Annotated in this window: 26 protein-coding genes; 24 read left to right on the top strand and 2 right to left on the bottom strand. The window is 61.7% G+C overall.

Annotated elements, in window-relative coordinates:
- Positions 1-5: 5 nt before the first annotated feature.
- On the bottom strand, positions 6-2,759 hold the full coding sequence (locus ACR65W_RS20495) for a DUF2235 domain-containing protein (protein ID WP_434500621.1): 2,754 nt from the start codon (positions 2,757-2,759) through the stop codon (positions 6-8).
- A gap of 177 nt (positions 2,760-2,936) precedes the next feature.
- Here ACR65W_RS20495 and ACR65W_RS20500 point away from each other — a divergent pair, with 177 nt between their 5' ends.
- Together ACR65W_RS20500 and cobS are read left to right on the top strand one after the other, a co-directional pair.
- Positions 2,937-4,436 (top strand): phosphomannomutase/phosphoglucomutase, encoded by a 1,500-nt coding sequence (locus ACR65W_RS20500; RefSeq protein ID WP_434500620.1) that lies wholly within the window; start codon positions 2,937-2,939, stop codon positions 4,434-4,436.
- 58 nt (positions 4,437-4,494) lie between these two features.
- The gene (gene cobS, locus ACR65W_RS20505) at positions 4,495-5,262 is read left to right on the top strand and encodes an adenosylcobinamide-GDP ribazoletransferase (protein WP_434500619.1); all 768 of its coding nucleotides are present in this window, start codon (positions 4,495-4,497) and stop codon (positions 5,260-5,262) included.
- A 4-nt stretch (positions 5,263-5,266) separates the two neighbouring features.
- Here the strand turns inward: cobS and dusA are convergent, their stop codons facing one another.
- Entirely contained in the window at positions 5,267-6,292 is a 1,026-nt protein-coding gene (dusA, locus tag ACR65W_RS20510; protein WP_434500634.1) for a tRNA dihydrouridine(20/20a) synthase DusA, read from the bottom strand.
- A 931-nt stretch (positions 6,293-7,223) separates the two neighbouring features.
- Between dusA and ACR65W_RS20515 the strand changes: the two genes are divergently transcribed.
- The 22 genes from ACR65W_RS20515 (at position 7,224) to ACR65W_RS20620 (ending at position 25,401) form a co-directional block, all read left to right on the top strand.
- Positions 7,224-8,645 carry a sigma-54-dependent transcriptional regulator gene (locus tag ACR65W_RS20515; RefSeq protein WP_434500618.1) on the top strand — a complete coding sequence of 474 codons (1,422 nt, stop codon included), beginning with the start codon at positions 7,224-7,226 and terminating at the stop codon, positions 8,643-8,645.
- Entirely contained in the window at positions 8,632-9,477 is an 846-nt protein-coding gene (locus ACR65W_RS20520; protein ID WP_434500617.1) for a GvpL/GvpF family gas vesicle protein, read from the top strand. Before ACR65W_RS20515 ends, ACR65W_RS20520 begins: the two co-directional genes overlap by 14 nt.
- Positions 9,478-9,503: 26 nt before the next feature.
- The gene (locus tag ACR65W_RS20525; protein ID WP_434500616.1) at positions 9,504-10,928 is read left to right on the top strand and encodes an ATP-binding protein; all 1,425 of its coding nucleotides are present in this window, start codon (positions 9,504-9,506) and stop codon (positions 10,926-10,928) included.
- A 7-nt stretch (positions 10,929-10,935) separates the two neighbouring features.
- The gene (locus ACR65W_RS20530) at positions 10,936-11,343 is read left to right on the top strand and encodes a response regulator (protein ID WP_434500615.1); all 408 of its coding nucleotides are present in this window, start codon (positions 10,936-10,938) and stop codon (positions 11,341-11,343) included.
- Positions 11,344-11,555: 212 nt separating this feature from the next.
- On the top strand, positions 11,556-11,774 hold the full coding sequence (gene gvpA, locus ACR65W_RS20535; protein WP_123176516.1) for a gas vesicle structural protein GvpA: 219 nt from the start codon (positions 11,556-11,558) through the stop codon (positions 11,772-11,774).
- An 84-nt stretch (positions 11,775-11,858) separates the two neighbouring features.
- On the top strand, positions 11,859-12,626 hold the full coding sequence (locus ACR65W_RS20540) for a hypothetical protein (RefSeq protein WP_434500614.1): 768 nt from the start codon (positions 11,859-11,861) through the stop codon (positions 12,624-12,626).
- Positions 12,623-13,606 carry a gas vesicle protein GvpN gene (gvpN, locus tag ACR65W_RS20545; protein ID WP_434500613.1) on the top strand — a complete coding sequence of 328 codons (984 nt, stop codon included), beginning with the start codon at positions 12,623-12,625 and terminating at the stop codon, positions 13,604-13,606. Before ACR65W_RS20540 ends, gvpN begins: the two co-directional genes overlap by 4 nt.
- A 408-nt stretch (positions 13,607-14,014) precedes the next feature.
- The gene (locus ACR65W_RS20550; protein ID WP_434500612.1) at positions 14,015-14,389 is read left to right on the top strand and encodes a hypothetical protein; all 375 of its coding nucleotides are present in this window, start codon (positions 14,015-14,017) and stop codon (positions 14,387-14,389) included.
- Between the two features lie 141 nt (positions 14,390-14,530).
- On the top strand, positions 14,531-15,268 hold the full coding sequence (locus ACR65W_RS20555) for a GvpL/GvpF family gas vesicle protein (RefSeq protein ID WP_434500611.1): 738 nt from the start codon (positions 14,531-14,533) through the stop codon (positions 15,266-15,268).
- Between the two features lie 186 nt (positions 15,269-15,454).
- Positions 15,455-15,715 carry a gas vesicle protein GvpG gene (locus ACR65W_RS20560; RefSeq protein WP_434500610.1) on the top strand — a complete coding sequence of 87 codons (261 nt, stop codon included), beginning with the start codon at positions 15,455-15,457 and terminating at the stop codon, positions 15,713-15,715.
- Positions 15,690-16,319 (top strand): gas vesicle protein K, encoded by a 630-nt coding sequence (locus ACR65W_RS20565; protein ID WP_434500609.1) that lies wholly within the window; start codon positions 15,690-15,692, stop codon positions 16,317-16,319. The genes ACR65W_RS20560 and ACR65W_RS20565 overlap by 26 nt, the downstream gene beginning before the upstream one ends.
- Positions 16,316-16,672: a gas vesicle protein gene (locus ACR65W_RS20570; protein ID WP_434500608.1), complete on the top strand. Its 357-nt coding sequence runs from the start codon at positions 16,316-16,318 to the stop codon at positions 16,670-16,672. The genes ACR65W_RS20565 and ACR65W_RS20570 overlap by 4 nt, the downstream gene beginning before the upstream one ends.
- A complete protein-coding gene (locus ACR65W_RS20575) occupies positions 16,665-17,183 on the top strand; it encodes an Hsp20/alpha crystallin family protein (RefSeq protein ID WP_434496385.1) in 519 nt (172 codons plus the stop codon). Before ACR65W_RS20570 ends, ACR65W_RS20575 begins: the two co-directional genes overlap by 8 nt.
- A gap of 44 nt (positions 17,184-17,227) precedes the next feature.
- The gene (locus ACR65W_RS20580) at positions 17,228-17,782 is read left to right on the top strand and encodes a hypothetical protein (RefSeq protein ID WP_434500607.1); all 555 of its coding nucleotides are present in this window, start codon (positions 17,228-17,230) and stop codon (positions 17,780-17,782) included.
- A 31-nt stretch (positions 17,783-17,813) separates the two neighbouring features.
- Entirely contained in the window at positions 17,814-20,006 is a 2,193-nt protein-coding gene (locus tag ACR65W_RS20585) for a CDC48 family AAA ATPase (RefSeq protein WP_434500606.1), read from the top strand.
- A 50-nt stretch (positions 20,007-20,056) separates the two neighbouring features.
- Entirely contained in the window at positions 20,057-20,401 is a 345-nt protein-coding gene (locus tag ACR65W_RS20590; RefSeq protein WP_434496387.1) for a hypothetical protein, read from the top strand.
- Between the two features lie 91 nt (positions 20,402-20,492).
- Positions 20,493-20,972, top strand: a complete 480-nt coding sequence (locus tag ACR65W_RS20595; RefSeq protein WP_434500605.1) for an ABC transporter permease — start codon at positions 20,493-20,495, stop codon at positions 20,970-20,972.
- Between the two features lie 200 nt (positions 20,973-21,172).
- Complete coding sequence (locus tag ACR65W_RS20600; protein ID WP_434503093.1) at positions 21,173-21,517, top strand: hypothetical protein; 345 nt, start codon at positions 21,173-21,175, stop codon at positions 21,515-21,517.
- A 72-nt stretch (positions 21,518-21,589) separates the two neighbouring features.
- The gene (locus ACR65W_RS20605; protein WP_434500604.1) at positions 21,590-22,078 is read left to right on the top strand and encodes a DUF2948 family protein; all 489 of its coding nucleotides are present in this window, start codon (positions 21,590-21,592) and stop codon (positions 22,076-22,078) included.
- Between the two features lie 28 nt (positions 22,079-22,106).
- Complete coding sequence (hisD, locus tag ACR65W_RS20610) at positions 22,107-23,408, top strand: histidinol dehydrogenase (RefSeq protein ID WP_434500603.1); 1,302 nt, start codon at positions 22,107-22,109, stop codon at positions 23,406-23,408.
- Between the two features lie 2 nt (positions 23,409-23,410).
- Positions 23,411-23,890 (top strand): UPF0262 family protein, encoded by a 480-nt coding sequence (locus ACR65W_RS20615; protein WP_434500602.1) that lies wholly within the window; start codon positions 23,411-23,413, stop codon positions 23,888-23,890.
- 83 nt (positions 23,891-23,973) lie between these two features.
- Positions 23,974-25,401 (top strand): hypothetical protein, encoded by a 1,428-nt coding sequence (locus ACR65W_RS20620; protein ID WP_434500601.1) that lies wholly within the window; start codon positions 23,974-23,976, stop codon positions 25,399-25,401.

Consider the following 25,401-nt stretch of genomic DNA (forward strand, 5'->3'; position numbering starts at 1 on the left):
GAACGTTATGGCGCGCTTGCGGTCGCCGCGGGCGCTTCCGCACGCGGGAGCCGTTCGATCGAGACGGTCGCGGAGCCGGTGTTGTTTCGATAGGAAATCTGATCGCGCGCCGGCCAGGCGATGTGCACGGCGTCGTTGACGAAGAGGAAAAATTCCCCCGTGTCGCTTGCGACGAATTCAGACACGAAGGTTTTGCGCGGGAATGTCGTCGTGCAGCTTCTCCCGTCATAGACGAAGCTGTCCTGCGTCCATGCCTTCTTCGCCGCCTCCAGTTCTTCGCGCGGCAAGGGATCGCTCACTCGAAGCGAAAGGTCGCCGCCGATGCAGGATTTAAAATCCTTATGAGTCGCACAAAAGTCGGCGTGCTCGGGCGACTTTGCGTAATTGGACGGCAGCGACGAGCATTTCTCGCCATAGGGCGACAAGGCGCCGCCGCCGTCGAGCGGGACCAGCGGCCATTCGACGTCTCCACGCTTGCCAATTCGGCCGATGGGTTGGAACCAGGCGGCCGAAGGCCACCGACGCAGGGCGACGCCGGCGCTGTAAACGAAACCTCTTCCATCAAACCCGTAAGGATCGGTGAGCATCAGCTGATCGAGCCAAGGGTCGTCCTTTTCCGGGTCAATGCTGATCGTGAGGCGATACGCTCCACCGCGCTCCAGCATCCAGCCGCTCGCCCAGCAGGGATCGCTGGTCGTAAATTTTCCGGTTGCGCGAGACACCCACTTGGGTGGACGAGAGCCTTCACAGACGCGCCCAGAGCCCTCGAGATAGTTGAAGCCGATTCGGTTGATCGCAATGAAGACGGGGGCGATCACGAAGACGAGCGCATAAGCGATAGGCGTCAATGCGCGGCCGGCCTTAAGGACGGACCTTGCCCTAGGCGAATTTCTCACCGCGCGCACTTTTTTCGATAATCCGCTCGGCTCGGGCTTAATGTCCTTATTGAGTTTGTCGTTCTGGATGTTCCACGCCAAGCGCGCATGATAGCGCGTGGCGTCCTCGTAAGCGTCGCTCTTGAGGCGCAGAAAGAAATAGCCAATCACCAGCGCGATGCTGAAAAATGGATGATTCAGCGCCGCTTTGACATGGGCATAAAGAAAGGAAGGCGTGAAGGACAGGATGGTGTCGCCCATGCCGCGCAGCACATTTTCGAAGCCTGACATGAATCGCGATAGAGTGTCGCCAATGGGGCCGAGCACATGCAAAAGCCACTGGAACGGGACCTCAATTCCCGAAATCTGGCTCCAAACGCCTTTATTAAAATCCTCAATCGCCGGAGCAATCACCGGTAGGGCGAGCGCCGTGACGAACAGCGCCACGAAGAAGTAATAAGCAATTCGGTTCAGCCACACATAGTCACGAGCGATTTCCATCTCGTTCCGGTCGGGGGCGTCGAGTTTCTTCATCGCCCCCTTAGCGATGTAGAGCTCGTTGCCGTCGCTGTGCAGGTTCTCCGGCTCCGAGGCGCGATCCGCCTTGCGAATGAGCGCATAATCCGGGCCGGTCTCGGCGCGCGTGATGGAGCCGTCCGGCATGAGCACGTCGGCGCCTTTGGCTCCGCGCGCGGCTACGTCGGCGCTGATTTCGCCGAGCGCCAGCGGCGCGTAATCGTCGCTGCCGTCAACGAGCCGTTCAACGACCGTATGGTGGACGGTTGGCCGGCAGTAGGGGTGCTTGTCTGGATCCTCCAGCTCCACTTGTCGTGGATCGTAGCGATACAACACCGCCGCGCCGGCTCGAGAGTTATGCAGTGGTCCGTATGGCGTCGCTGTCCTTCTGAATTCGGCCAGCGCCGTTGCGTGGAAATTGAGCGCTCTGTCGGCCTCAGCGTTCTCAACTTCTCGAATCAGCCACACCAGCGGGCAATGCGCCGTCATGTCGTCTGGATAACCGCCGCCGACGTCGGAATGCACGCCGGCGAACCAAACTTCCTCAATGCGTTTGGGCTTTGGCGTTTTTAAATCGTCCTCGGGTTCCTTCAGATCATCCTCGAGAAGCGATACGCGGATTGGATGAAAGGTTAGGCGTTCGTCATCAAGGCTCAAGGCCTGACGAACCCGATTTACTTGTTTCCAGATCGTATGATCGCCGCCGAATTTAATCGGGAAGACGAAGCGATGGATGACATCGCGCATCTCTTCGATCGGCACGCCATAGGCTTCGACCGTGTCGAACAGTCCAACAAAGTCGATCGATAATTCGCAAGGTTGGCGGTCCGAAGCCGCCTTTTTTACTTCAGCATAGCTCGGCTTCCCCCAAAACCACTTCCAAGCGCCCAGGACGGCGTCTCGCAGCTTGGGCAAACGCAATAGAACCCAGATATTCTTTTTCCGTTCCTCGTCCTGCGCGCAGAACGCCCGCCACGCGTCGTTTGAATTTCGAACCATCTCCTGGTGGGTTACCCGCTTTCCGTCGAATTCCGTCGGCAGCAGTCCTTGCTTGTGAATCAGGTCGATCAGCATTCGAATGGTGAATGCGCCGCGGCTAAAGCCGAACATATAGATCGCAGCGTCAGGCTCCCAATTCCAGGACAGGAAGCGATAAAGCTTGCGCACGTTCGACGGCACGCCCAAGCCCGTGGCCCCGTCCAGCATCGCGAGCGGCTTGAAGCCCTCGGTGCCGACGCCCGGAATGTAGTAAACGACCTGGTCTTTGTCGGAGAGACAAAGCGCCTCAGAAAGCCGACAGATGTTTGAAATTTGCACCAGCCTTCCGTTTCCGGTGCCATCCGCCAAAATAACAATTTTCTTGACCATAGCGAAACCTCAAAAAGATAAAAGCAATTCGTCCCAGCAACGGAAAACCCTACGAGCGCCTTCGGCGTCCGGCAAGTCCGAAACCGACGGCCTTTCGGACCCAAATTTGGCGCGGCGCGGATTTTCGCTTATGCCAAGGCCGCTAAGGCGACGCTCGTCCAAAGCGAAGGATCGTTGATGTTTCCCAAGCCCGTCCCCAATCTGCGCCCCAATACGTTCGAATATGAAGAGGCGCCGCTCATTAAGTCGACCGGCTTTCGCGAATATGACGCGCGCTGGCTCTTTGGCGCCGACCTCAATTTGATGGGCGTGCAGGCGCTCGGCATGGGCCTTGGCGCGCTGCTGCGCGAACTGGGCGTCGCGCCCGAAATCGTCGTCGGCCACGATTATCGCAGCTATTCTTCATCGATCAAACTGGCGCTGGTGAGCGGCCTCATGGCCGCCGGCGTGCGCGTGCGCGACATCGGTCTCGCTTTGTCGCCGATGGCCTATTTCGCCCAGTTCGATCTCGATGTCGCGGCGGTGGCGATGGTGACGGCCTCGCATAACGACAATGGCTGGACGGGCGTGAAAATGGGCGCGCGTCGGCCCGTGACCTTCGGGCCAGAGGAAATGGGCCGCCTGAAGGAAATCGTTCTCGCCGGCGAGTTCCATGAGGCCGAAGGCGGCTCCTACCGCTACATCGAAAATTTCGGCGCGCGTTATATCGACGATCTCACCCGCCGGCCGCCGTTCGCCCGCAAGATGAAGGTCGTCGCCGCCTGCGGCAATGGCACCGCCGGCGCCTTCGCGCCGCGGATGCTGGAGCGCCTCGGCTGTGACGTGATCCCGCTCGATGTCGCGCCCGACTACACTTTCCCGCGCTACAATCCCAATCCCGAAGATTTGCACATGCTGCACGCCATCGCCGACAAGGTGCGCGAGACGGGCGCCTGCGTCGGTCTCGGCTTCGACGGCGACGGCGATCGCTGCGGCGTCGTCGACAATCATGGCGAGGAGATCTTCGCAGACAAGATCGGCGTCATGCTCGCGCGCGATCTCTCCAAGGTCCATCCGAACGCATCATTCGTCGTCGACGTGAAGTCGACCGGGCTTTTCGCGACCGACCCCGAGCTCGTCGCGCGCGGCGTCGTCACCGAATATTGGAAGACCGGGCATTCCTACATCAAGCGCCGCGTCAGCGATCGCAAGGCGCTCGCCGGCTTCGAAAAGTCGGGGCACTTCTTTTTCAACGAGCCGATCGGACGCGGCTATGACGACGGGCTGCTCACCGCCGTCCACGTCCTCGAAATGCTCGATCGCAATCCGACGAAGTCAATGGCCGAGCTCTATGCCGAACTGCCGAAGACTTGGGGCTCGCCGACGATGTCGCCGCATTGCGACGACGAAAAGAAATATGGCGTCATCGACAAGGTCACGGCGCGCATCGAGGCGATGCGCGCGCAGGGCGACCAGATCATCGGGCAGCCGATCCGCGACGTCGTCACCATCAATGGCGTGCGCGTAACTGTCGCCGACGGCACCTGGGGCCTCGTGCGCGCGTCGTCCAACAAGCCGGAGCTCGTCGTCGTCGTCGAAAGTCCTGTGTCGCAGTCGCGCATGAAGGACATGTTTACGGCGATCGACGGCGTGCTGCGCGAGAATCCCGAGGTCGGCGCCTACAATCAGACGATATAGAGCCGTTGGAGGCGATCGGTTTCTCGACAAATCGGACGCGGCGCCGAAAATAGAACCGATGCAGCGCGCGCTCCTCGCCGACGTCCTGACCTTTTTGCGGTTCTATTCGCGTCTTCCGATCGGCGAGGGCGCTCCTTCGCCGCTTGATTTCGCGCGCATGGCGCCGGCGCTGCCGATCGCCGGGGCCGTGATCGGGGCCACGGGCGCGGCGGGTCTGTTGGTGGCGCGCATGTGCCATTTTCCTGCGCTCGTCTGCGCGCTCGTCGCTGTCGCGGTCCTCGTGCTCGCCACAGGCGCGCTGCACGAGGACGGACTCGCGGATGTCGCGGACGGGTTCGGCGGCGGCGCGACGCGAGAGTCGAAGCTCGCCATTATGCGCGACAGCCGCGTTGGGACCTATGGCGCGCTGGCGCTGTGTTTCTCGATCCTGCTGCGCGTCGCGGCGCTCGCGTCACTCTCTGAGCGAAGCGTCGCGCTCGCGGCGCTCGCGCTCGTCTTCGCCGGCGCTCTATCGCGCGTCGCCGGACTGGCGCCGATGATGTGGCTTTTGCCAGCGCGCGCTGATGGTCTGGGCGCGACCGTCTCTGCGCCCTCGCGCGATGTCTGGGCGCGCGCCTGCTTCGCCGCCGCCGGCATTGGCCTCGCGCCCTGGCTTGCCGGCGTCGGCGTCAGCCAGATCGCCGTTGCGATCGTCGCCGCCTTCGCCGTCGCCGCTCTCATCGCCAATCTCGCCAAAAAACAGATCGGCGGCTACACGGGCGATGTGCTCGGCGCCGCGCAGCAGCTCGCCGAGATCGCCATTCTGGCGGCGCTTTCGGCCGCGTGATCCGTCAATTTGTTTCGGCCGGTTCCGCGAGTTTCGCCGCTTCGGCAACGCGCGCGATCGCAGCGCGCACTTCGCCGACGGCCTCGAGCAGCGTTTCGACTCCGGCGCCAGGCGCAACGGCCTCGAGCGCCAGCCGTCGACGGAACGATCGCGCGCCCGGCATTCCAACAAAAAGCCCGAGAAGATGGCGCGTCATGGCGGCAAGCCGTTCGCCTCTCGCCAACTGTCGCTCGACATAGGGAAGAAAGGCGTCGACGGCCTCGAAGAGGTCTGCCGCCGGCGCCGGCTGTCCAAACAAGTGTGGGTCGACATCAAGAAGCAACGCAGGATCGTGATAGGCCGCGCGCCCGATCATCACGCCATCGACGAATTGCAACTGCTCCTGCATCTCAGCGATCCGCGTCAGGCCGCCATTGATGGCGATGGGAACGTCGGGCAGGGCGTGCTTGAGACGATGCACCAGCCGGTAGTCCAGCGGCGGGACGTCCCTGTTTTCCTTTGGCGAGAGGCCCTTGAGCCAAGCTTTTCGCGCATGCACGAACAGCGCGTCCGCGCCGCTAGCGACGCACGCCTCCGCAAGCGCGAACAGCGCATGTTCTTCCTGATTGTCGACGCCGATGCGGCATTTCACCGTAACAGGAATTGAGACGGCGTCCTTCATCGCCTTGACGCAGTCGCCGACGAGCGCAGGCTCGCGCATGAGACAGGCGCCGAACGCGCCGTTCTGCACGCGATCCGACGGGCAACCGACGTTGAGATTGACCTCCGCATAGCCGAACTTTTCGACGATGCTCGCGGCCTTCGCCAGCGCAGCCGGCTCGGCGCCGCCGAGCTGCATGGCGACGGGCTGTTCAAACGGATCGAACGCCATCAGTCGCGCCCGATCGCCATGGATCACCGCGCCCGTCGTGAGCATTTCCGTGTACAGGCGCGCGCGGCGCGACAAGAGACGATGGAAGTATCGGCAGTGCCGATCCGTCCAATCCATCATCGGCGCCACGGAGAATCTAATCTCTTGATTTGTAAGCATCATGTCTTTATTTTCAACGGCATAGGTTGCGTCGTATGCACGCCGTTCTACGCCTCGATACGACAGTTTTCGCGACTTTTCGACTTCTCAGTGCACGCAGAGCGCAGACGAAATGGCGAGGTTCACGAACTCAAGTCGGGGTCCTGGCGCGCTCAGGTTCGGCGCAAAGGAAAATATGTCAACGAGTCGTTTCTCTGCCGCCGCGACGCGGAGGAATGGGCGCTGGACGTCGAGCGCTGGACGTCGAGCGCTGGAATGATCGTGGTGAATTCTCCAACCAATCGTGCGCGAAAGAACGCCAAGACGTTCGGCGATCTCAAGACGTTCGGCGATCTCGTGCGTCTCCATCGGGAGAACCTTCAGGCTCGTCGCTGCATTCGAAAGTAACACAGGACAAGATATTTCGGAAAAGGCAGGGGCAAATTTTCCCTACGATGGAAAGTCGGTTGGAGCCGCCTTTCGAAGGCAATGTCTTGAACTAAAGACAGAGGATTCGCATTTCCAAGCTTTGCGACAGGAGGGTAGGAGCCGTCTCTTTGAGGCAGGGTTTACTATAGAGCAGGTCGCGTTGGTTACAGGTCACAAAGACTGGAAAATGTTGCGGAGGCGCACTCATGAGCTTCTGAGCTTCGTCACCGCGTCAAGCCTCGCCGCATAGGTGATCGAAAGGCGTTACAAAAACTAACGTCAATCCTGGACCGCTTTCGCGGGGGCGCTTCAAGCGCCTTTCCGAATATTTCGTTGCAATGCTTACGACTGTTTGCATTATTTCCCTTGCGGCAAAATGCCCTATTGGATTATGCTTATCGTTATGCGCCGCGCGCCCGCGCCGAAAGCCGCTAGGTATATAATATATAAAGAAAAATTGGCTTGTCCGGGCATGAGAACCTCCTAAGTGTAGTTGCGCGTCGACATCTTTGGGTAGATGCCCATGGGTTTCAAAAAAAATAGCATTGACACGCAGCACGCTATGATTCTGCTGATCGACGATGACCCGGATATGCGCTGGGCCATGCGAAATATTTTGGCGGACGCCGGGTTCAGCGTGGCGGAAGCAGAAGCCGGAGGAGTCGGCCTTGAGATTGCCAGTCGCCGAACGCCGGATACGGTTCTTCTCGACATTCGGATGCCCGGCCTCGGCGGCGAAGAGGTCTTGCGACGGCTGCGCCGACTCGACTCCACTCTACCGGTCATAGTCATCACTGCCCACGGAACGATCTCCGGAGCGGTGAGCGCGGTGCGCGATGGCGCTTTTGATTACCTCACCAAGCCGTTCCGCAACGAGCATTTGCTGGACACTGTGCAGCGGGCGGTCGCGCGCAGAAACGCCGCTCATTCCGTGGCCACTGGCGTCCGCGCCGCCGTCACCGCGACGATGGGGCAAGGTCCTGCCATCCAGAAGTTGGCCGCGCAGATCGAGGCCGTCATCTCGACCGATTATTCCGTCGTCATCCAAGGGGAGACCGGCACCGGCAAGGAGCTCGTCGCCTGCAGCCTGCATCGCTACGGCCGTCGCGCAGCCCACCCATTCGTGGTGGTCGATTGCGGCGCCATCTCCGAGGGCTTGACCGACAGCGAATTTTTCGGCCACGAGAAAGGAGCGTTCACCGGCGCCGGCGACCGGCGCCGCGGTTGGTTCGAGGCGGCCGCCAACGGCGGAACTGTCTTCCTAGACGAAATTGGAAATCTCGCTTCGACGGGGCAGAAAGCTTTGCTGCGAACCCTCGAGGAGCGCAAGATTCGCAGAGTAGGCGGAGGCGAGCTGATCGACCTGGACGTGCGCGTCATTGCGGCCAGCAACGACGACCTCAAGGAACACGCCAAGACAGGAGCCTTTCGCGAAGATCTCTTCTTTCGCTTGGCCGAATATGTCATCACCGTTCCGCCCTTGCGCTCGCGTCAGGAGGACATCGTATTCCTCACGCAGCGCTTTCTGACGCAAGCGCGCGAGGCCTTGGGGCGGCCGCCGGTTGAAGTCACGTCGTCGGCCCTGGATATGCTCCGAGCCTATCATTGGCCGGGAAATGTTCGAGAGTTGCGCAACGTCATGCGGCGGGCCGCCCTTACCGTGTCAGACACACTCGACCCTTCCCAGTTCGCGGACAGTCTCGGCCACGGCGTCGCGCCTGCCGTCCCTGCTCGAGAGACGCTGGACGCTTCTACATCGTTACGTCATCGCGTTCAGCGCCATGTTCGCGCGGTCGAGCGCGACGCCATCGTTGGCGCGCTCGAGCAAGCAAAAGGCAACAAAGCCAAGGCGGCTCGTCTCCTCGGCATAGACTACAAGACCTATCGCATGAAGCTAAAGTTGTTTGAGGGACGCGAGGGAGCAGTCCCCGATGGCCGAAGTTGAATCGTTCCCACTCACTGGTAGCGACGCCGATTTGCCTTTGGCGGCTGCCGAAGAAGTGATCTGCCTCTTCGCCTTCATCGAGTGCGCCGACTCTCTCGAGCCGCCCGATGAACCGCCGGAGCGGCGGCTCATGCTGCATCGTGTAGGAGCAGTTGTGGCCTTGATTGGCGTCGCACCGACGGCGGATTATTGCGGCGCTGACGCCGAACGTCGTTTGGCCGATGTCGCCTGGCTCGCGCCTCGCGTTCGTCGCCATGCCGAGATCATGGATTGGGCGATGCGACGATCGCCGGTCTTCCCCGTCCCCTTCGGAACCCTCTATTCGAACATTGCCAGTCTGACGACGTTCATGCGTGCTCACGAAGCGACGATCGCTGATTTCTTCGAGGCTGTCGCGGACAAGGAGGAGTGGGAATTGCGGGCGGTCGCCCAGTTTGACCGCCCAGATATCCTTGACAAATTAGCTTGTAGCGCATGGCCGGACTGGCGGGAGCTGCCGAAGGGCGCCCGCTATATGCGTCTTTGCCGGGATCGCGCCGCGCTGGTCGATTTCGGCTGCGCCGACGCCGCCGCCTTCGTACGCGACTTCGTCGTGGAGCTTCGGCCGTTGACGGCAGGCATTCGCCTCCAAGACGTCCATCGCCTGCCCGACTCCGAAGGGAGCCGGCCTATCGCCCGTTATGCCCTTCTTGTGCCGCTATCAAATGTCGCCGCGATGCGGACGCGCATAGAAAAGATTGCCGCGGACGCTGCGCGCCGAGATATCACGATCACATTGTCTGGCCCCTGGCCACCGTTCAGTTTTCGACCCGATCTCAAATCACCCCATTAAATGATCATGATTTTTCGAGAGGTATTATGTTCCTCGCCACGCTCGATTACGAAAGCTTTTTTCATGCCGTGATGGCGACGATCCCCTCGTCGATTCTGATCCTCGACGAACGCCTCGCCGTCTTGTCCGTCAACAACAATTTCCTGGAAAAATCTCGAGGCGTCTTGAGCTCGACGCTCGGCCGCCGCTTGCACGAAATTTTTCCCGCCGCGTTCCAAGACACGGCGCTGGATCACCAGATCCGAGATGTTATCGCCACCGGCAGGACATTGCATCGCCAGCGCATGACCTATCGAGCGCCTGGCGTATCGCTTCGAACATATTCCTATAGCATCTGTCCGCTGCAGCTACAGAGAAGTCGGCGCGGCGCTATCTTAGTAATGGACGACGTGACGGATCTGCTGCAACTCGGAGAGGAAGTGCGGCGGATGCAGCTGCATCTTGCCAGCGTCGTCGAGAGCGCAGGGGACCTCATTGTCTCCACGGACCCGCAAGGGGCGATCATGACCTGGAATACTGCGGCGGAGAAATCCACCGGCTACACCCATGTCGACGTGCGCAACTCCAAGCTCGCGGACCATATAGAAGAACCCCTAAATCAAGATGTTGAAGCTTGCTACCGTCGAATTGCCGAGATCGATGATCGTCGTTCGGTCGAATGGCCGATGCGATGCCGCAATGGAGAAAGCATACCTGTGTCCTGGCGGCTGTCGCGGATGACCGATGACACCGGCAAGGTTACGGGGGTCGTGGTCGTCGGACGCAATCTCGTCGAGCAACGCGCCATGGAAGCGCAGATTCACCAAGGCGAGAAGCTTGCCGCGCTTGGCATGGTCATCGGCGGCATCGCCCATGAGATCCGAAATCCATTAGGAGTCAGCTCCGCCGCTGCGCAGCTCATGAAAGGTAGAATCGCCACGCCGGTTCTACTCGGAGAGTGCATCGACAAGGTTATCGGCGGCATCGATCGGGCGTCTCTCGTCGTTGAAAGCCTCTTGCGTTTCGCGCGGCCGGGACCGATCAGCGAGACAACCAAGATCAATGTGCTCGATATGCTAAAGAACGCGTTGATGTTCGCTTCGGGCGAGGCCGCGGCGGGAACCGCAATCGAGTGGAAGCTGCCGTTCATAACGGACTCTCTTTATGCCGAGGGCGTGCAGAACCTTCTCGAACTGGTCATTATCAATTTCGTTCTGAACGCCTTCCAAGCGATGCCCAGCGGCGGCAGGTTGACCATCGCCGTTGGGCGCGAAGGGGCCGAGATCATCATCGAAATCAGTGATACGGGCCCGGGGATACCAGAGGCTCATGTTTCGAAAATTTTCGATCCTTTCTTCACGACGCGGTCTGACAGCCGCCGATCCGGGCTCGGCCTTTCCGTGTCTCATTCGATCGTGCGCCAGCACGGTGGCAGCGTGACCGTCCGCAGCTCGCCGCACGATGAGGAGTGATCCTGATTTGACGGCGTTCGTGACTCCAACCGTGCCTGAAAAGGTCCTCGTCGTCGATGACGACCAAGACATGTGCTGGATTCTCGAGGTCGCGCTAACCGGTTTGGGTTGCGCTGTGACAACTGTCTGCTCGGCGCAAGAGGCTATCGCGTCGGTTGCAGTCAATGCCTATCCGATCGCCTTTGTCGACGCCCGGCTGCCGGATATGGATGGCCTGCGTCTAATCGAGGAACTGCATAGTTTACGGCCGGCAATGCGAATAATCATGATCTCCGGTTATTATTTCGAAGACGACGTACGCATATTGGAAGCTGTGCAGGCGTCTGCGATCGACGGTTTCCTCGCCAAGCCGTTTCAGATCGACGCGATCGTGGCGGCGCTCACGGGAAAGAGCAACGGGAAACATCGCCCATGATACCGGGCGCGCTCGCCCGCATTCTGCACACGCCGCTGCGAGCCGGCATTGGCGTTGAATTCTCAATCATCTGATTTCGCACAGCTACTTTATGACTTGCGGAAGTGCGTCCGAATGGCATTGCGTTTGCTCTGCACATAGCGGTCGGAAGAGTATCGATTCATTCCGGCAAGTTCGCGAAGAGCTCAAAGACGTCATCAAGGAGTAACTTCATGGCACGCGTTCAAAAATCCACTGACTCGTCGAGCCTCGCCGAAGTCGTCGATCGGATCCTCGACAAAGGCATCGTCATCGATGCGTGGGTCAAGGTTTCGCTTGTGGGAATTGAGCTGATCACGATCGAAGCTCGCGTCGTGGTGGCCTCCGTCGAGACCTACCTCAAATACGCCGAAGCGGTCGGCCTCACAGCCTCCGCCGCAGCGCCCGCGTAACGATACAGCCAATGCTTGCCGGGAGGGTGAGCAGTCCTTGGCTCACGCTTCCGGCGGCGACAGGCCTGAAACGGAGGATTCGACATGGCGACAGTGGCGGAAGGCTTGGCGCGCGTGACGGACGGCATCACGTCGGGTCGGCAGCAGCGCAAGACACTGGCGATAGAGATTAAGAATGCGACGAGAAATCGTCGGAGCGAAGTCCGCTCATTGCTGCAGCGGTTTAATGCGTCGCGCGTCAGCGCGAGCCGCGAGCATGCGGCGGAACTCAAGCAGGCGACGCGTGCGCGCCGCGGCGAAGTCCGGTCATTGATGCAAGGATTGAAGACGGCGCGGGACAGAGCCACGCGCGAATATAGAAGAGAGGCGATTGTCGTAATCAACGGACGGCGCAGCGAGGTGAAGGCGCTTATGGGGCAATTCCGGCGCGTGCGGGTCGCGCGTCGTCAGCGCTTCCAGGAACTCGCGGTGGCGCAGCGTGACAAGGCGGCGGTCTTCATGCGCGATCTGACCAATAGCGTCGCCGCCCTTCTCGACAATTTCGCCAAAGATGGTCGTGATCGCGCCGCGGCGATCCGCGAACGTCTCGCAGCTTACGCGTCGGATCGTCGTGAAGCGGTCGCCATCTGGCGTGGAAGCCGGCGACAGGACGTCGCCCAAGCCGCCCATCGGTCGGCGCCCGAGTCCCACCCTGCTCAAACAGAATCGTCTGCTCCGCAGAGTCCATCCGCTCCGGCGCATGATGTCGCCGCTGCGCAAGCGCCGGACACGGCTCCTCGGTCAGGAAAGCGTCCGTTCGGCGGTTGGGGCCATAAAGGCTCGAGCGATCGTCATGGAAAGGATGACAAATGAGCGCTGTCGCCGCCTTTCCAAGCCGTGATCCGATCGCCGATGAATTTTCTGATGGCGATCAGGGCTCCATCGCTCTGGGCCCGAGCAATGCATTCGTGACCTCTCCGGCTGTCCAGGAGATCACGGAACGGGCCCTCGCTTATCTCGAAGCGGGCTATGCCGTTCATTTCTCTGGGCCGGCCGGCACAGGGAAGACGACTCTCGCTTTCCACGTCGCCGCGCAGCTTGGTCGACCGGCCATCTTGCTTCATGGCGATCACGAGTTCGGTAGCTCCGACCTGATCGGGCGCGAGAGCGGCTATCACAAGTCGCGCGTCGTGGACAACTACATCGCGTCCGTCGTCAAGCTCGAAGAGGAAGGGCGCGCGCTCTGGATCGACAACCGCATCACGACGGCTTGCCGGCTCGGCCATTCGATCATTTACGATGAATTCAACCGCAGCAAGCCGGAAGCCAACAATCCCTTCCTGAGCATTTTGTCGGAAGGCGTCCTCAATGTTCCTGGCTTACATGGTCGAGGCGAAGGTTACGTCAACGTCCATCCCCGGTTTCGAGCTATATTTACCTCGAACCCAGCCGAGTATGCGGGCGTTTACCGTACCCAAGACGCGCTGTTGGATCGTATGATCACGCTCCCTCTCGACCATTATGACCGCGAGACAGAGATCGCCATCGCGGCCAGTAAATCCGGCCTTGATATGGCTCGCGCCGCGCGGGTGGTCGATTTGGTGAGGCTGTGCCGCTCGGAGGGCGAGGATCCTCATCATCCAACTCTGCGGGCCTCGATCGCCATTGCACGGGTGCTCGCCGCGCGTGGCGGCGAAGCGAGCTTGCGCAACGCCGTCTTTGTTTGGTCGAGCCGGGACATCCTCAGCCAGACGTCGAAGCCTGGAAAGAGCGAAGGCGCGATCTCGTCTGCTTTCGTCGATTTTCTGCTCCGGCGATTGGAGAGCGTGGGCGACGCGGCGCCGCTCAACTAGGGGACGATGACAATGGCGCTTGAAAGACGGCCATCACGGGGACTTGCCGAGCTACGAACGCTGACTGGGCGTTCGGATACGCAGGTTCCCGCACACAAAGCTTATCTGCGTATCAGCTTTCTCGAGCTCGAGCGCGCGCGGCGAGCGCAAGAATTGCGGACTTGCAGAGATCGCTCCGACATGATCCGCGACCGGTTTCGTGAGATCGACGCTGAAATCGCCAGCATTCGCGCGAGTCTGGACGGGACTGCTCCTCGAGCACAGGCAATCCAGGCGCCGCATCGGTCGCCCGTCGGACGTCGGCCGGCGACGCGACATTTTCAAATCAACTACTGAGACGCCTGTGATCCCGCTTACGCCAGGCGAATTTTGGCGAGCCGAACGACCTGAATGCCGGGGACGAGACAAATGGTGCAGAAAAGTGAAAAAGACGAACATGCGGCGCCTCATCAAAAGACGCCGATCATCAAGACGCCGCCTCCTTTAACGCCGGAGTCTGCGGTGGCGCCCATTGGCAGGCTGTCGGCGGCTCGCGCCGCGGTGCAGCGGTTTCTTGCGACCGAACTGGGCGCGCAGGAAGTCCGCATCACCAAGATCGTCCCCGTCGACCGCGGCTCGGAGGGATGGTCCGCTGAAGCCGAAATCCTCGTGCCGAATCTAGAGGTCAAGATGCTCGGCCTCCCGCTGACCCAAGAAGTTCTCGAACGGGAGCACTACACGCTCGAACTCGACGCAGATTTGACTGTCTGGTCGTACGAGAACGTCAGGCCGGAGGACGGCTAAGGCATGACCATCTCCAGTCGGATCGAACATACAAACTATCCGTTCATATCCAGCATGATCCTGGTTGAACAGTCCGCAACCTTTCGAAGGTCATGGTCTTAGAAAACCGACAGGCGGGTCCGGCCCGCGGGAGGATGGTTCATGGGCCTTTACGTCTATGCGGTCGGCAGATCCGACGATGGCGAGTTGCCGCCGCTGCGCGGCGTCTTCGACCGGCCCGCCTATCGGCTCGATGTGGGCTCCCTCTACGCGGTCGTGAGCGAGTGCCCCGTCGGGGCGGTGCGCGCCGAACGCCGTAACATCGCCGCGACGCAACGTGTGCTCGCTGCTCTCAACGCGAATTTCGATCTCTTGCCGATGGCGTTTGGCACCATAACGAAATCGAAAAACGATCTCCGCCTTTTCCTCGATGAACATCGCGAGACTCTTACAGCGCAGCTGCAACGCATCTCTGGCGCAATTGAAATGAGTCTGCGTTTGAGCCTTGAGGTTCCCGATCCGATCGCCTACGTCGTCGAACGCACGCCGGCGCTGAAGGCCGCGCGGGAACGAACTTTTCACAGCCGCCGAACGCCCTCGTACGACGACAGAATCCGCCTTGGCCAGATGGTCGACGAGGCGCTGCGTCAGTACCGCGATGCGCGAACCTCGCAGGTCATGGCGGTGGTCGGAGCGTCCTGCGCCGAACTCATCGCATTGCCGGTTCGCGGCGAGAAGGAGATTGCGAACCTTGCGGCGCTCGTGTCTCGCTCCGATCTCGATCGGTTCGAAGCGGCGGTCCATGAATCGGCGGCGCAGACTGACGAAGACATCGCCTTCAATATCGGCGGTCCATGGCTGCCGCATAATTTCGTGCAGTTCGATCCAAGCGGCCGATAGATCGAGCATCGCGGTCTATCTGGGAGAACGAGGCAATGTTCATCCTCGATGATCTGTTAGCGGCGACGTCGAATGTTGTGGTCTCGATTCTGCGGAAAATTCTGACCGTCAGACACGGCAGCGCTGTTCGAAAAGCACGACTGAGAAAGCATACATCGGCGCCATCGCTCGGCGGAGGACAAGATCATGATCATCATCGACAGCCTGTTGGCGGCGCCGCTACGCGGTCTAATGTTCGTTCTCGAGAAGATCGATGACGCTGTCCAGAAGGAGATCGAGGCGGAGGAGCAGGCGGTCATGGCTGATCTATCGGCGCTCCACCGCGCGCTCGACAGCGGAGCGATGACAGAAGCGGAATTCGACGTGCGCGAACAGAAATTGCTGGACCGGCTCGATCGTCTGCATTCGGAGGGTGGAAGCGATGCCCACGGCGATGCCAGTTCCTGACTTTGGCCCGTCCAACGCGGCGCCGCCATATCGCGAGCATTTGTCGCTGGCGGATGCGCTCGATCGAATCCTCCAACGCGGCGTGTCGGTGCAAGGCAACCTGACCATCGGGCTGGCGGACGTCGACCTGTTGTTCCTCGATCTGCGACTGCTGTTGGGCTCGGTTGACGTGATCTGGCCAGATGGCGCTCCGCCCGTCCCCGCGGTCTGTCCCCAGACGCCTTTGTCGCCTTCGTCGCCCCCATCGCCCCCGCCGTCGGAGACACCCGCTGCTCGGCCCGAGATCGGATCGCGCGACGTCGCGTTCGGGAGAATCGATGGCGGCCCGCCGATCGCCCCGAATGACCGCCGAAGCGCGGACAGGCCATCGCCGGCGCAAGGCCTCGTCCGACTCGTGCTGACCCTCGTGAAATTGCTTCATGAGGTGCTCGAACGGCAGGCCGTGCGGCGTATGGAGGCAGGGCGGCTCACGGACGCGCAGATCGATAATGTCGGAATGGCGCTCATCGCTCAAGCCGAGGAAATCTTGCGCTTGCAGCGGCAGTTCGGCTTTTCCGACCGGGATGTCTCCCTCGATCTCGGCGTTCCCGACGGCGCGCTATGAAAGGTATCGCTATGCCCGCCACCAAGTCCATGACGCATTCTGTCGAGAGCACGAACCTCGCCGATTTGCTCGAGCGCATCCTCGACAAGGGGGTCGTCGTCGCCGGCGATATATCGATCAAGCTCGTCGAGGTCGAACTGTTGACGATTCAACTGCGCCTGGTGATCTGCTCGGTCGATAAGGCGCGCGAACTCGGCCTCGATTGGTGGAACCATACCGGACGTCCAGACCGCCTGGCGCCCGAGCGCAATGCGGCGCTGGAGGCGATGGATGAACGATTGGGACGGATCGAGCAGGCGCTAGGCGCCGTCGTCGCGGCGCCATCCGAACGTGGGAGTACGGCTCATGAGTAAGAAAGACCCGAGTGATAAGGATGACGTCACTGGCGTCGCAGGCTTCGAAAAGATAGCGCGCGGGCTTTCCGACCTTTTCAATGTCCTCGCCGATTTCGACCAGCTTCCACGCCGCGGCCGGCACGAGAAGGATGGGCGGGTGATGGAATATTCCTTTGGAACGCGCACGCTAGGCGAAGCGGCGGCGGAGAAGCGGACCTCGGAGGAGAGGCCGACGCGCTCGGAAACGCCGCCGCAAAGAGCGGCCAAGCGAAGCTCGCTCGAGGTCCTCGAGCCTGTCACGGACATATTCGACGAACCAGGCGAAATGGTGCTGCTCTTTGAATTGCCTGGCGTTGAACGCAAAGATGTTCGCTGTGTCCTCGATGGCGATATCCTGCTGCTCGAGGCGAAGGCGGGCGAAAGACTTTACCGCAAGGAAACGCTCATTGAAGAAAAACTCGCCGCGGGTTCGCCACATCTCAATCTGCGCAACGGCGTTCTCGAGGTTCGGTTGAACAAGCAAACGTAGCGTCCCCCGGTCGCGGTGTGGCTGGGAACGGAGCAACCTGCGAGATGGCGCGATTGATATATGTTCCGGTGGTTCACAGCGCGGCGGAGATGGGCTCCGCCGCGCCAGGTTACAAGGCGGCGTTCGTCGCTCGCTATGGCGAGGGCAAATGGGTGGAGCGATCCGCTGAATTCGACGCCATTTGGGGCGCTATCGCCGACGCGATCAAGACGCTCGGGTTCGATCTCAAGCACGTCAAACTCTATCAGGACAGCCTGCCGGTCTGCGGCCGAGAGAATGATTTGGTGCGGGACTTGGCGTCCCAGGGTAGTCGCAATCACCAGCTCCTCGAGAGTCTGGTGCGCGAAGGCGCCACACTCGTCGGCACCGAGTCGCCGGCTCTGCTTCTCGATGAATATAAGCTGTTGCAGTCGCCCGAGCGTACGGAGGCGCAGGCCGCGGCTCTCCTGGAGGCGCGCGACCGTTTCATCGCCGAGAAAATCGACGCAACGCTTCGCGATGACGAGGACGCCATACTGTTCATAGGCGCTCTGCATAAAGTCACGAAGTTTCTACCTCAGCGCATCAAGGTCGAATATTTGGCGGTGCGAGGCCAGTAGCGACGGTCGATGACCACAAGTGGAGAGATCGATGTCCGACGAAGCACCCGACAATGGCGAGAAGTTGCGGCTGACGGTCGTCGAGGCGCGGCGCGACGACATAGGACGCGGGATCGTTCGGATCGATCCCGAAACTTTGCGGAAGATCGGCGCTTCGCCTGGCGACGTGCTGGAGATCGAAGGTCGCGCGAAGACCGTCGCGAAGGCGATGCCGACCTTTAAGGATCAAAGGGGTCAACAGATCATTCAGCTCGACGGCGTCGGCCGCACCAATGCAGGCGTGGCGCTTGGCCAGAAGGCTCTGATCAAAAAGGTTTCTTATGCCGTCGCTCGGCGCGTGGTCGTGGCTCCGTTGGGCGCCGGCGCCTTGCATGAGGACGAAATCGAACACACGGCGCGCCGCCTCGATGGGCTCGCCGTCAGAACCGGCGACCGTGTGCGAATCGCCTTGTTCGGTGGAAATCATCGAGATTTTAATGTGATGCGGACAGAACCCGACGGGCCGGTCATGATCCATCCCGACACCCTGCTCGCGGTCGAAGGCGCCCGTGGCGGCGAGCAGAAACGAGCGGCTTCCGAGGCCGAGGACATCGTCACCTATGACGATCTCGGCGGAATGGAGCGTGAAGTCGCGAAGGTTCGCGAAATGATCGAGCTGCCGCTGTCGCATCCGGAGATTTTCGAGCGTCTGGGCATGACGCCGCCGAAAGGGGTCCTGCTGCATGGGCTGCCCGGCTGCGGCAAGACGCTGCTCGCGCGCGCGGTGGCGCATGAGTCCAATGCTGCGTTCATCTACGTCAGCGGACCCGAGATCATTCAGAAATTCTATGGCGAGAGCGAAGCTCAATTGCGCAAGATTTTCGACGATGCGCGGCGGCGCGCGCCCTGCATCATCTTCTTTGACGAGATCGACTCGCTCGCTCCCAAGCGCGAACGCGTCGAAGGCGAGGTCGAAAAGCGCGTCGTCGCACAGCTTCTCGCCTCGATGGACGGCCTCAAGAGCCGTGGCGACGTGATCGTGATGGCGGCGACCAACCGTTTAAACAGCATCGACCCGGCCTTGCGGCGCCCCGGTCGTTTCGACCGCGAGATCGCCATCGGCATCCCCAACGAGCATGCTCGGCGGGAGATATTGGAGATCTATGCGCGCGGCATGCCGCTCGCCGAAGGCATTGACCTCGCTGACCTGGCGGAGACGACACATGGATTCACCGGCGCTGATCTGAACGCGCTTTGCCGCGAGGCCGCCATGGCGGCGCTGCGTCGCCAACTTCCAGAGCTGTCGCTCGACTTGGGGCCGGTTCCCTATGAGGCGCTGATGGCTATGGACGTCAAAATGTCGGACTTCACAGAGGGGCTGAGCGAGGTGACGCCGTCGGGGCTACGCGAAGTCTCCGTCGAAGTGCCAAACGTGCGATGGGAGGACGTGGGCGGCCTCGAGCCGATCAAGGCCACCCTGCGGGAAGCGATCGCGTGGCCATTGAGCCAACCGCTCCTGTTTGAAAAAATCGGGCTGCAGCCGCCGCGCGGGATCTTGCTCTATGGCCCGCCAGGAAATGGCAAGACGCTTCTGGTGAAGGCATTGTCCTCCCAGAGCAATCTCAACTTCATTTCGGTAAAGGGCCCAGAGCTCTTGTCGAAATATGTCGGCGAATCCGAGCAGGGCGTGCGCGAGCTCTTCGCGCGGGCGCGCCATGCGGCGCCATGCATCATCTTCCTGGACGAAGTCGACGCCCTGGCGCCGAAGCGGGGCTTTGACGGCCGCTCGCCGGTAACCGATCGGGTCGTGAGCCAATTGTTGACTGAGCTCGACGGCGTTGAAGCGCTGGGGAACGTCTGGGTGATCGCCGCCACGAACCGGCTGGATATGATCGACGATGCGCTCCTGCGTCCAGGTCGGCTCGACTTTCACCTTGAGGTGACGCGGCCGGATCGCGATGCGCGCGCCGCGATTCTGCGGGTCCATCTGCGAAAGAGACCCGTGGACGAGCGGATCGATCTCGCGGCCTTAGCCGACCTGACGGAGGGAATGTCCGCCGCCGAGATTCGCTTCCTTTGCGATCGCGCCGCCTTGAACGCGATCCGCCGCATCTTTCCCGCAACGCACGGAGGAGTGGTCGACATTGGCTCGTTGCTCATCGAACAACGCGACTTCGATGACGCGCTCGCAGCGCAGGCCGGCGCTTCGGAACGGCCGTCGCAGCCAAAGGCAGTTGTTATGTAGCGCCGTGTGACTTCGGCGGCTCGACCGAAGTCCTGACAAAGGAGAACGATATGCAATCTGAACAATCCGTATCGTATGGAGCCCTTTGGCAAGAACGCCGATTGGACACCGTTCGCCAAAGCCTCGATCATCTATTGGCTATGGCGCACCGCTACCGCAGCGAAGGAAGTCTGTGGCAAGCGATGGAGATGTATTGGCTGTTGTCGGAAGACCATTCCGAGACGGCGCAAGCGTTGGAGGCGCAAGAGAGCCTGCTGGAACTGGCCGAGGCCTATGAACGCGACGACGCACGACATGCCGCGCGCGCTGTTTATGAGCGTCTAAGCGACTTGGTTGACGTAGCGTACTGCCGCGAAGTGAGGTCTTTGCGGCCGAATGCTCATTCCCTGGAGTGATGGCGTCAGAGACGGAGTCGGACGTTCGTGCGGCCAAGTATCGTCGAGGGATGACCATGCGCGCTCGGCCGCGCAATGGCGGGAGGCATCGATGGGCTCGGTCGATCTGAATCACGTCATGGACGAAATCATTCCCCGGGGGGATTCAGGAGCACAGGCGTTAACGCCGGCGCGCCAGTCTGCGCGCGGCAGCGATGACGCCGCCGCCGCGCTGGAGCTGGTGTTAGAAACAGCGGCGGCGATCAGAGAACTTGAGAAGCAATCGGCTCAAGCGGTGGCGCGCGCTCACGCCGTCGCCAATGCGCTGAAGGAAAAGTTGGAACGCGCTGAGACCCGCTCCGAGCGCGCCGAGGCGGCGCTCCGCCAAGCCGAGGCCGAAGTCGAAGACCTCATTGCCGCCATTGTGCAGACGCGCAGTGATCTTGAGATGCTGCAATCACAAACTGCCGCCAAGGAAGCAGAGTTGGCGGCATCCGAACAGCGCATGAAAGATGCCGAGTGTCGCGCGGAAAACGCCGATGCTGCTATTCAAAGAATCATGGACGCGATCCGCACCCAGCTTCCTGTCTAATTGGAGGTCGCCGCAGCGCAAGCTGTGGTTGCTTCCAGAGATCTTATTGGGTTCGGAAATGCCCCCAGCGCGCGTGTAGCGACGGGCCGAGTGTCGTGCGGTCGTAAGGGCCGTCGGCGAACAGATGCTTGATCCACGACCTGCGCTTGCGGATGGCGTCGAGGTTGGGCGCTGTGGACCACGAAGGCGGGCTTTGAGTCGTGGTGGGGCCCGGAAAAGGCTTTCGCGTTGAGGTTCATGTCCTGGAGGCGCGCAAGGGCGGCGCGCTCGAGTACGACATGATCGCCGACGCGCCCGAGGCGATCGCCGCGATGAAAGGCATGGGCGCAATTTTGCCTCACCCGATATCCAGACGAGCTTTGGCACAGCCTGGGGGACCTCCCCGCGGAAGCGGTCGGCCGAGACCTCAAGCCGCGCCGTCCAATCGCCGTTCGATCCGCCTTGACGCTCTCTACGCACGCCACCCGGAAACGCTTCGCGTTTCCTCGCACGGCGAGGTGGATGACGTGGCCAAGAGGAGCGTGGACACGAGAAAATCCCATTAACTTAGCTTGGCGTCGCCCGTAGGGTTGCGGGCCTTCCCCTCCTTCGCCATATCGGGCGAAGGAGGAGAGGACATGGAACCACCCAATCGGCCTTGTGAGCTCGCCTTGCGCCTGCACGCGCTCGACAGCGAAGATCTTTCGCTGCTCTCGGCGCATCTGCAGGACGCCCTGGTGCGCGTCGGCGACATCGCCTTTCTTGCCGACAAGCGCCGGTTCGCCCTGGTTGGGTCGCGTTTCGACTGGGCCGCAGAACTGGACGGCCGGCTGGAGCGCTGCCGCTGCGGCCTGCATTTCGAGGGCGTGCAGCGCGTGCGCTGCCAGCGTATTTGCCGCGACCAGCCCGACGCGATCCTCGAACTTCTGGCGGTCACCTTCGAGCCCGACCCCGAACCCCCGTCAGGAGTCATCCGGCTCTTTTTCGCCGGGGGCGCGTCGATCGCGCTCGACGTCGAATGCGTCGAGGCGCAACTTTGCGACGTGGGACCGCGCTGGAAGGTCGCCGCCCGGCCGAACCATGATTTCAACGGCGAACTTGACGAGCACGCTCCCCGAGGGCCATGACAGCCGGACTTCCCGGCTGGAGAGGATCATGACCTTGCGTTTGGACGCCGCGGCGCCCGATTTCGAACAGCGTTTCGCGTCGCTGCTCGCCATGAAGCGTGAGGCGTCGCAGGATGTCGACGACACAGTGCGCGGCATCATCGAGGACGTCGTCGCCCGCGGCGACGCGGCGCTTGTCGACTATTCCAAGCGCTTCGACCGCATTGACCTTGAGGCGACCGGCATCGCCGTCTCCCGCGAGGAGGTCGCGGCGGCGGAAGCCAAATGTTCCGCCGAGCAGCTCGCGGCCCTCGATCTGGCGCTCGAGCGCATCACCGCCTTCCACGAGCGGCAGAAGCCGCAGGATCTGCGCTTTCGGGACGCCGCCGGCGTCGAGCTCGGCTGGCGTTGGACCCCGCTCGACTCGGTGGGCCTCTACGTGCCCGGCGGCACCGCCGCCTATCCGTCTTCCGTGCTGATGAATGTCGTTCCGGCGAAGGTCGCCGGTGTGAAGCGTATCGTCATGGTGGTCCCGACGCCCGGCGGCCATGTGGAGCCGCTGGTGCTCGCCGCCGCCAAACGTTCCGGCATTGACGAGATCTACCGCGTCGGCGGCGCGCAAGCCGTGGCGGCGCTGGCCTATGGCACGAAGACGATTGCGCCCGTCGTCAAGATCGTCGGGCCGGGCAACGCCTGGGTGGCGGCGGCAAAGCGCCGCGTCTTCGGCCAGGTCGGCATCGACATGATCGCCGGCCCCTCTGAAGTCCTGATCCTCGCCGACGCGAGCGCCAATCCCGACTGGATCGCCGCCGATCTGCTTGCGCAGGCCGAGCATGACGAATCCGCTCAGTCGATTCTCATCACCGACGACGCCTCGCTGGCCGACGCGGTGGTCGCCGCCGTCGAAAGGCATCTCTCGACGCTTTCGCGCAAGGAGATCGCCGGCGCCTCCTGGCGCGACTATGGCGCGACGATCGTCGTGAAGACGCTCGCCGACGCGCTTCCGCTCGCCGACCGCATCGCCGCCGAACATCTCGAGATTATCAGTGAAGACGCGGAGGACCTCGCCGCGCGCGTCTCGAACGCCGGCGCCATCTTCATCGGCGCCTATACGCCCGAAGCCGTCGGCGATTATGTCGGCGGCTCGAACCATGTGCTGCCGACGGCGCGCTCGGCGCGCTTCTCGTCGGGTCTGAGCGTGCTCGACTTCGTCAAGCGCACGTCGATCCTGAAGTGCGACGCGGACTCGCTGCGCGCCATCGGCGCCGCCGCCGTCACGCTTGGCGAGGCCGAAGGCTTGCAGGCCCATGCGCGTTCGGTGTCGATCCGCCTTAATCAGCTCGAGGCGTGAGGGTGGAGTCAAACGAGTCGAAGCGGCTAATCTCCGTCACGCTCGACGAAAACTCGATCGGCCGCGGCTCGGCGGATCAGGAGCATGAGCGCGCCATCGCGATCTACGATCTTATCGAGGAAAACAGTTTCGCGCTGATTGGCCATCATGGCGGACCTTATGATCTGCTAATTTCGCTCGTCGACGCCAAACTCGTTTTTAAGATTTGCGACGCGGAGGGCGTCTGCCTCGTCACGCACATTCTCTCGCTGACGCCTTTCAGGCGCATTCTCAAAGATTATTTCATGGTTTGCGAAAGCTATTACGCGGCGATCCGCCATGCGACCCCAAGCAGGATCGAGGCGATCGACATGGGGCGTCGCGGCCTCCATAACGAAGGCGCGCAGCTTCTCCTCGAACGCTTGAAAGGCAAGATCGACACGGATCAGGATACGGCGCGCCGCATCTTCACGCTGATCACGGCGCTGCACTGGAAGGGCTGAGCGCCGCGCTCGGTCGCCAATGATGAGAGCGCTGCGCGGCGCAGCGCTCGGCGCTGTCACATTGTCGTCATGGAATAATCGGCATGGGCAAAAGTAATTCGGATCATTTCGCCGAGCTGCGGCTGTCGATGGAAGCGGAAGGGAGCGAGTTGCTCCGCGCTTTCGTTCGCGAAGCGTCGCTGGTCGAAGGGGTTCCGCCGATGACCGCGAGCCTGATCGCCGCCGACGCCGCGCAAACATGGCAGATTCTTTGCGAGTCGCGCACGAACGCCGAGCGCGCGGCGGTTCTTCTGTCCTCTTCCAAAGGCGAGGCGCGCGCACGGATTCTGCTCAACGGCCATTCCCGGTTTTCCGCGGTCGTTGGTTCGCTCAGCGCGCAGGTGCGGCGAGATGCGGGATTATCCTATCGGGAACGCGGCGTCGACGGATGGGAGATCACGATCCATCGCGGTTTCGCCCCGTCTCGCGAAGCGGCGGAACATAACCAAGAGCCGATCGCCGAAGTCGCGGAGACGACGGAAACGGTGCAGATCGACGTGCCTCAGCAGAGCGACTCGGCGGCGATCGCGCGCTGCTTCCTGGCGGTCTACGGACACAATTACGTTCACCGGGAAGTCTTTTCCCCGCACCGCTATTGGCGGAAGGTCGAAAGCGGAGAGCTCATTCCGGTCGTGACACGCGACGCGCGCGGCGAGGTCATCGGGCATGTCGCGCTCGAGCGCGAGCCCGGCGCGGCGATCGCCGAACGCGGCGAAGCGGTCGTGCTTCCGTCCTACCGGGGACGTCATCTGCTCGAGCGCATGACCGAGCGGCTGACTGACGAAGCGGCGAAACTCGGGCTCGTCGGGATCTACGCCGAGCCGGTTACGACTCATACATTCTCACAACGCAACGACGAGCGGGCCGGCATGCCGACATGCGCGATCCTGCTCGGCGCCGCGCCCGAAACCTCTCATTCGAAGGATTTGCCTGTGCCGACGGCCGGACAGCGCCAGAGTTTTCTGCTGACGTTCCGCTTCCTGGAAGCCGGGCGGGCATGCGAGATCGTCGCGCCTGCGGCGTATCGCGACGTCATGACGGCGACATACAGCCGTCTCGGCATCGGCGTTTCTCTACGCGAGAGCGGAACGCCAACAGAGACCCGGTCGATGACGAGCGTCATGGTCAACCCATGGGGCTACGGCAGGATTCGCTTCGAGACGATCGGATCGAACGCCGGCATCGAATTGAGCCAGGCGGTGAGCGACGTCAGCGGGCTCGGCGCGCGCGCCGTGCAGCTTTCCGCGCATGTCGACGACCCGGGCTTGCCGCTCCTGGTTGAGAGCGCGCGCCGCCAGGGATTTTTCTATTGCGGGCTGGCGCCGGCCTTCTCCGAAGGCCGAGATCTGCTGCTGATGCAGCATGTGAGCGAGCCGCTCGACATCAATGAACTGCAACTGTTCACGGAGCAGACGAAGGAGCTTGCGGCGTTCATTGAACGAGACCGTCAGTCGGCGCAGAGCCAGCGATGA

The organism is Methylocystis sp., assembly GCF_051062815.1.
GTDB lineage: Bacteria > Pseudomonadota > Alphaproteobacteria > Rhizobiales > Beijerinckiaceae > Methylocystis.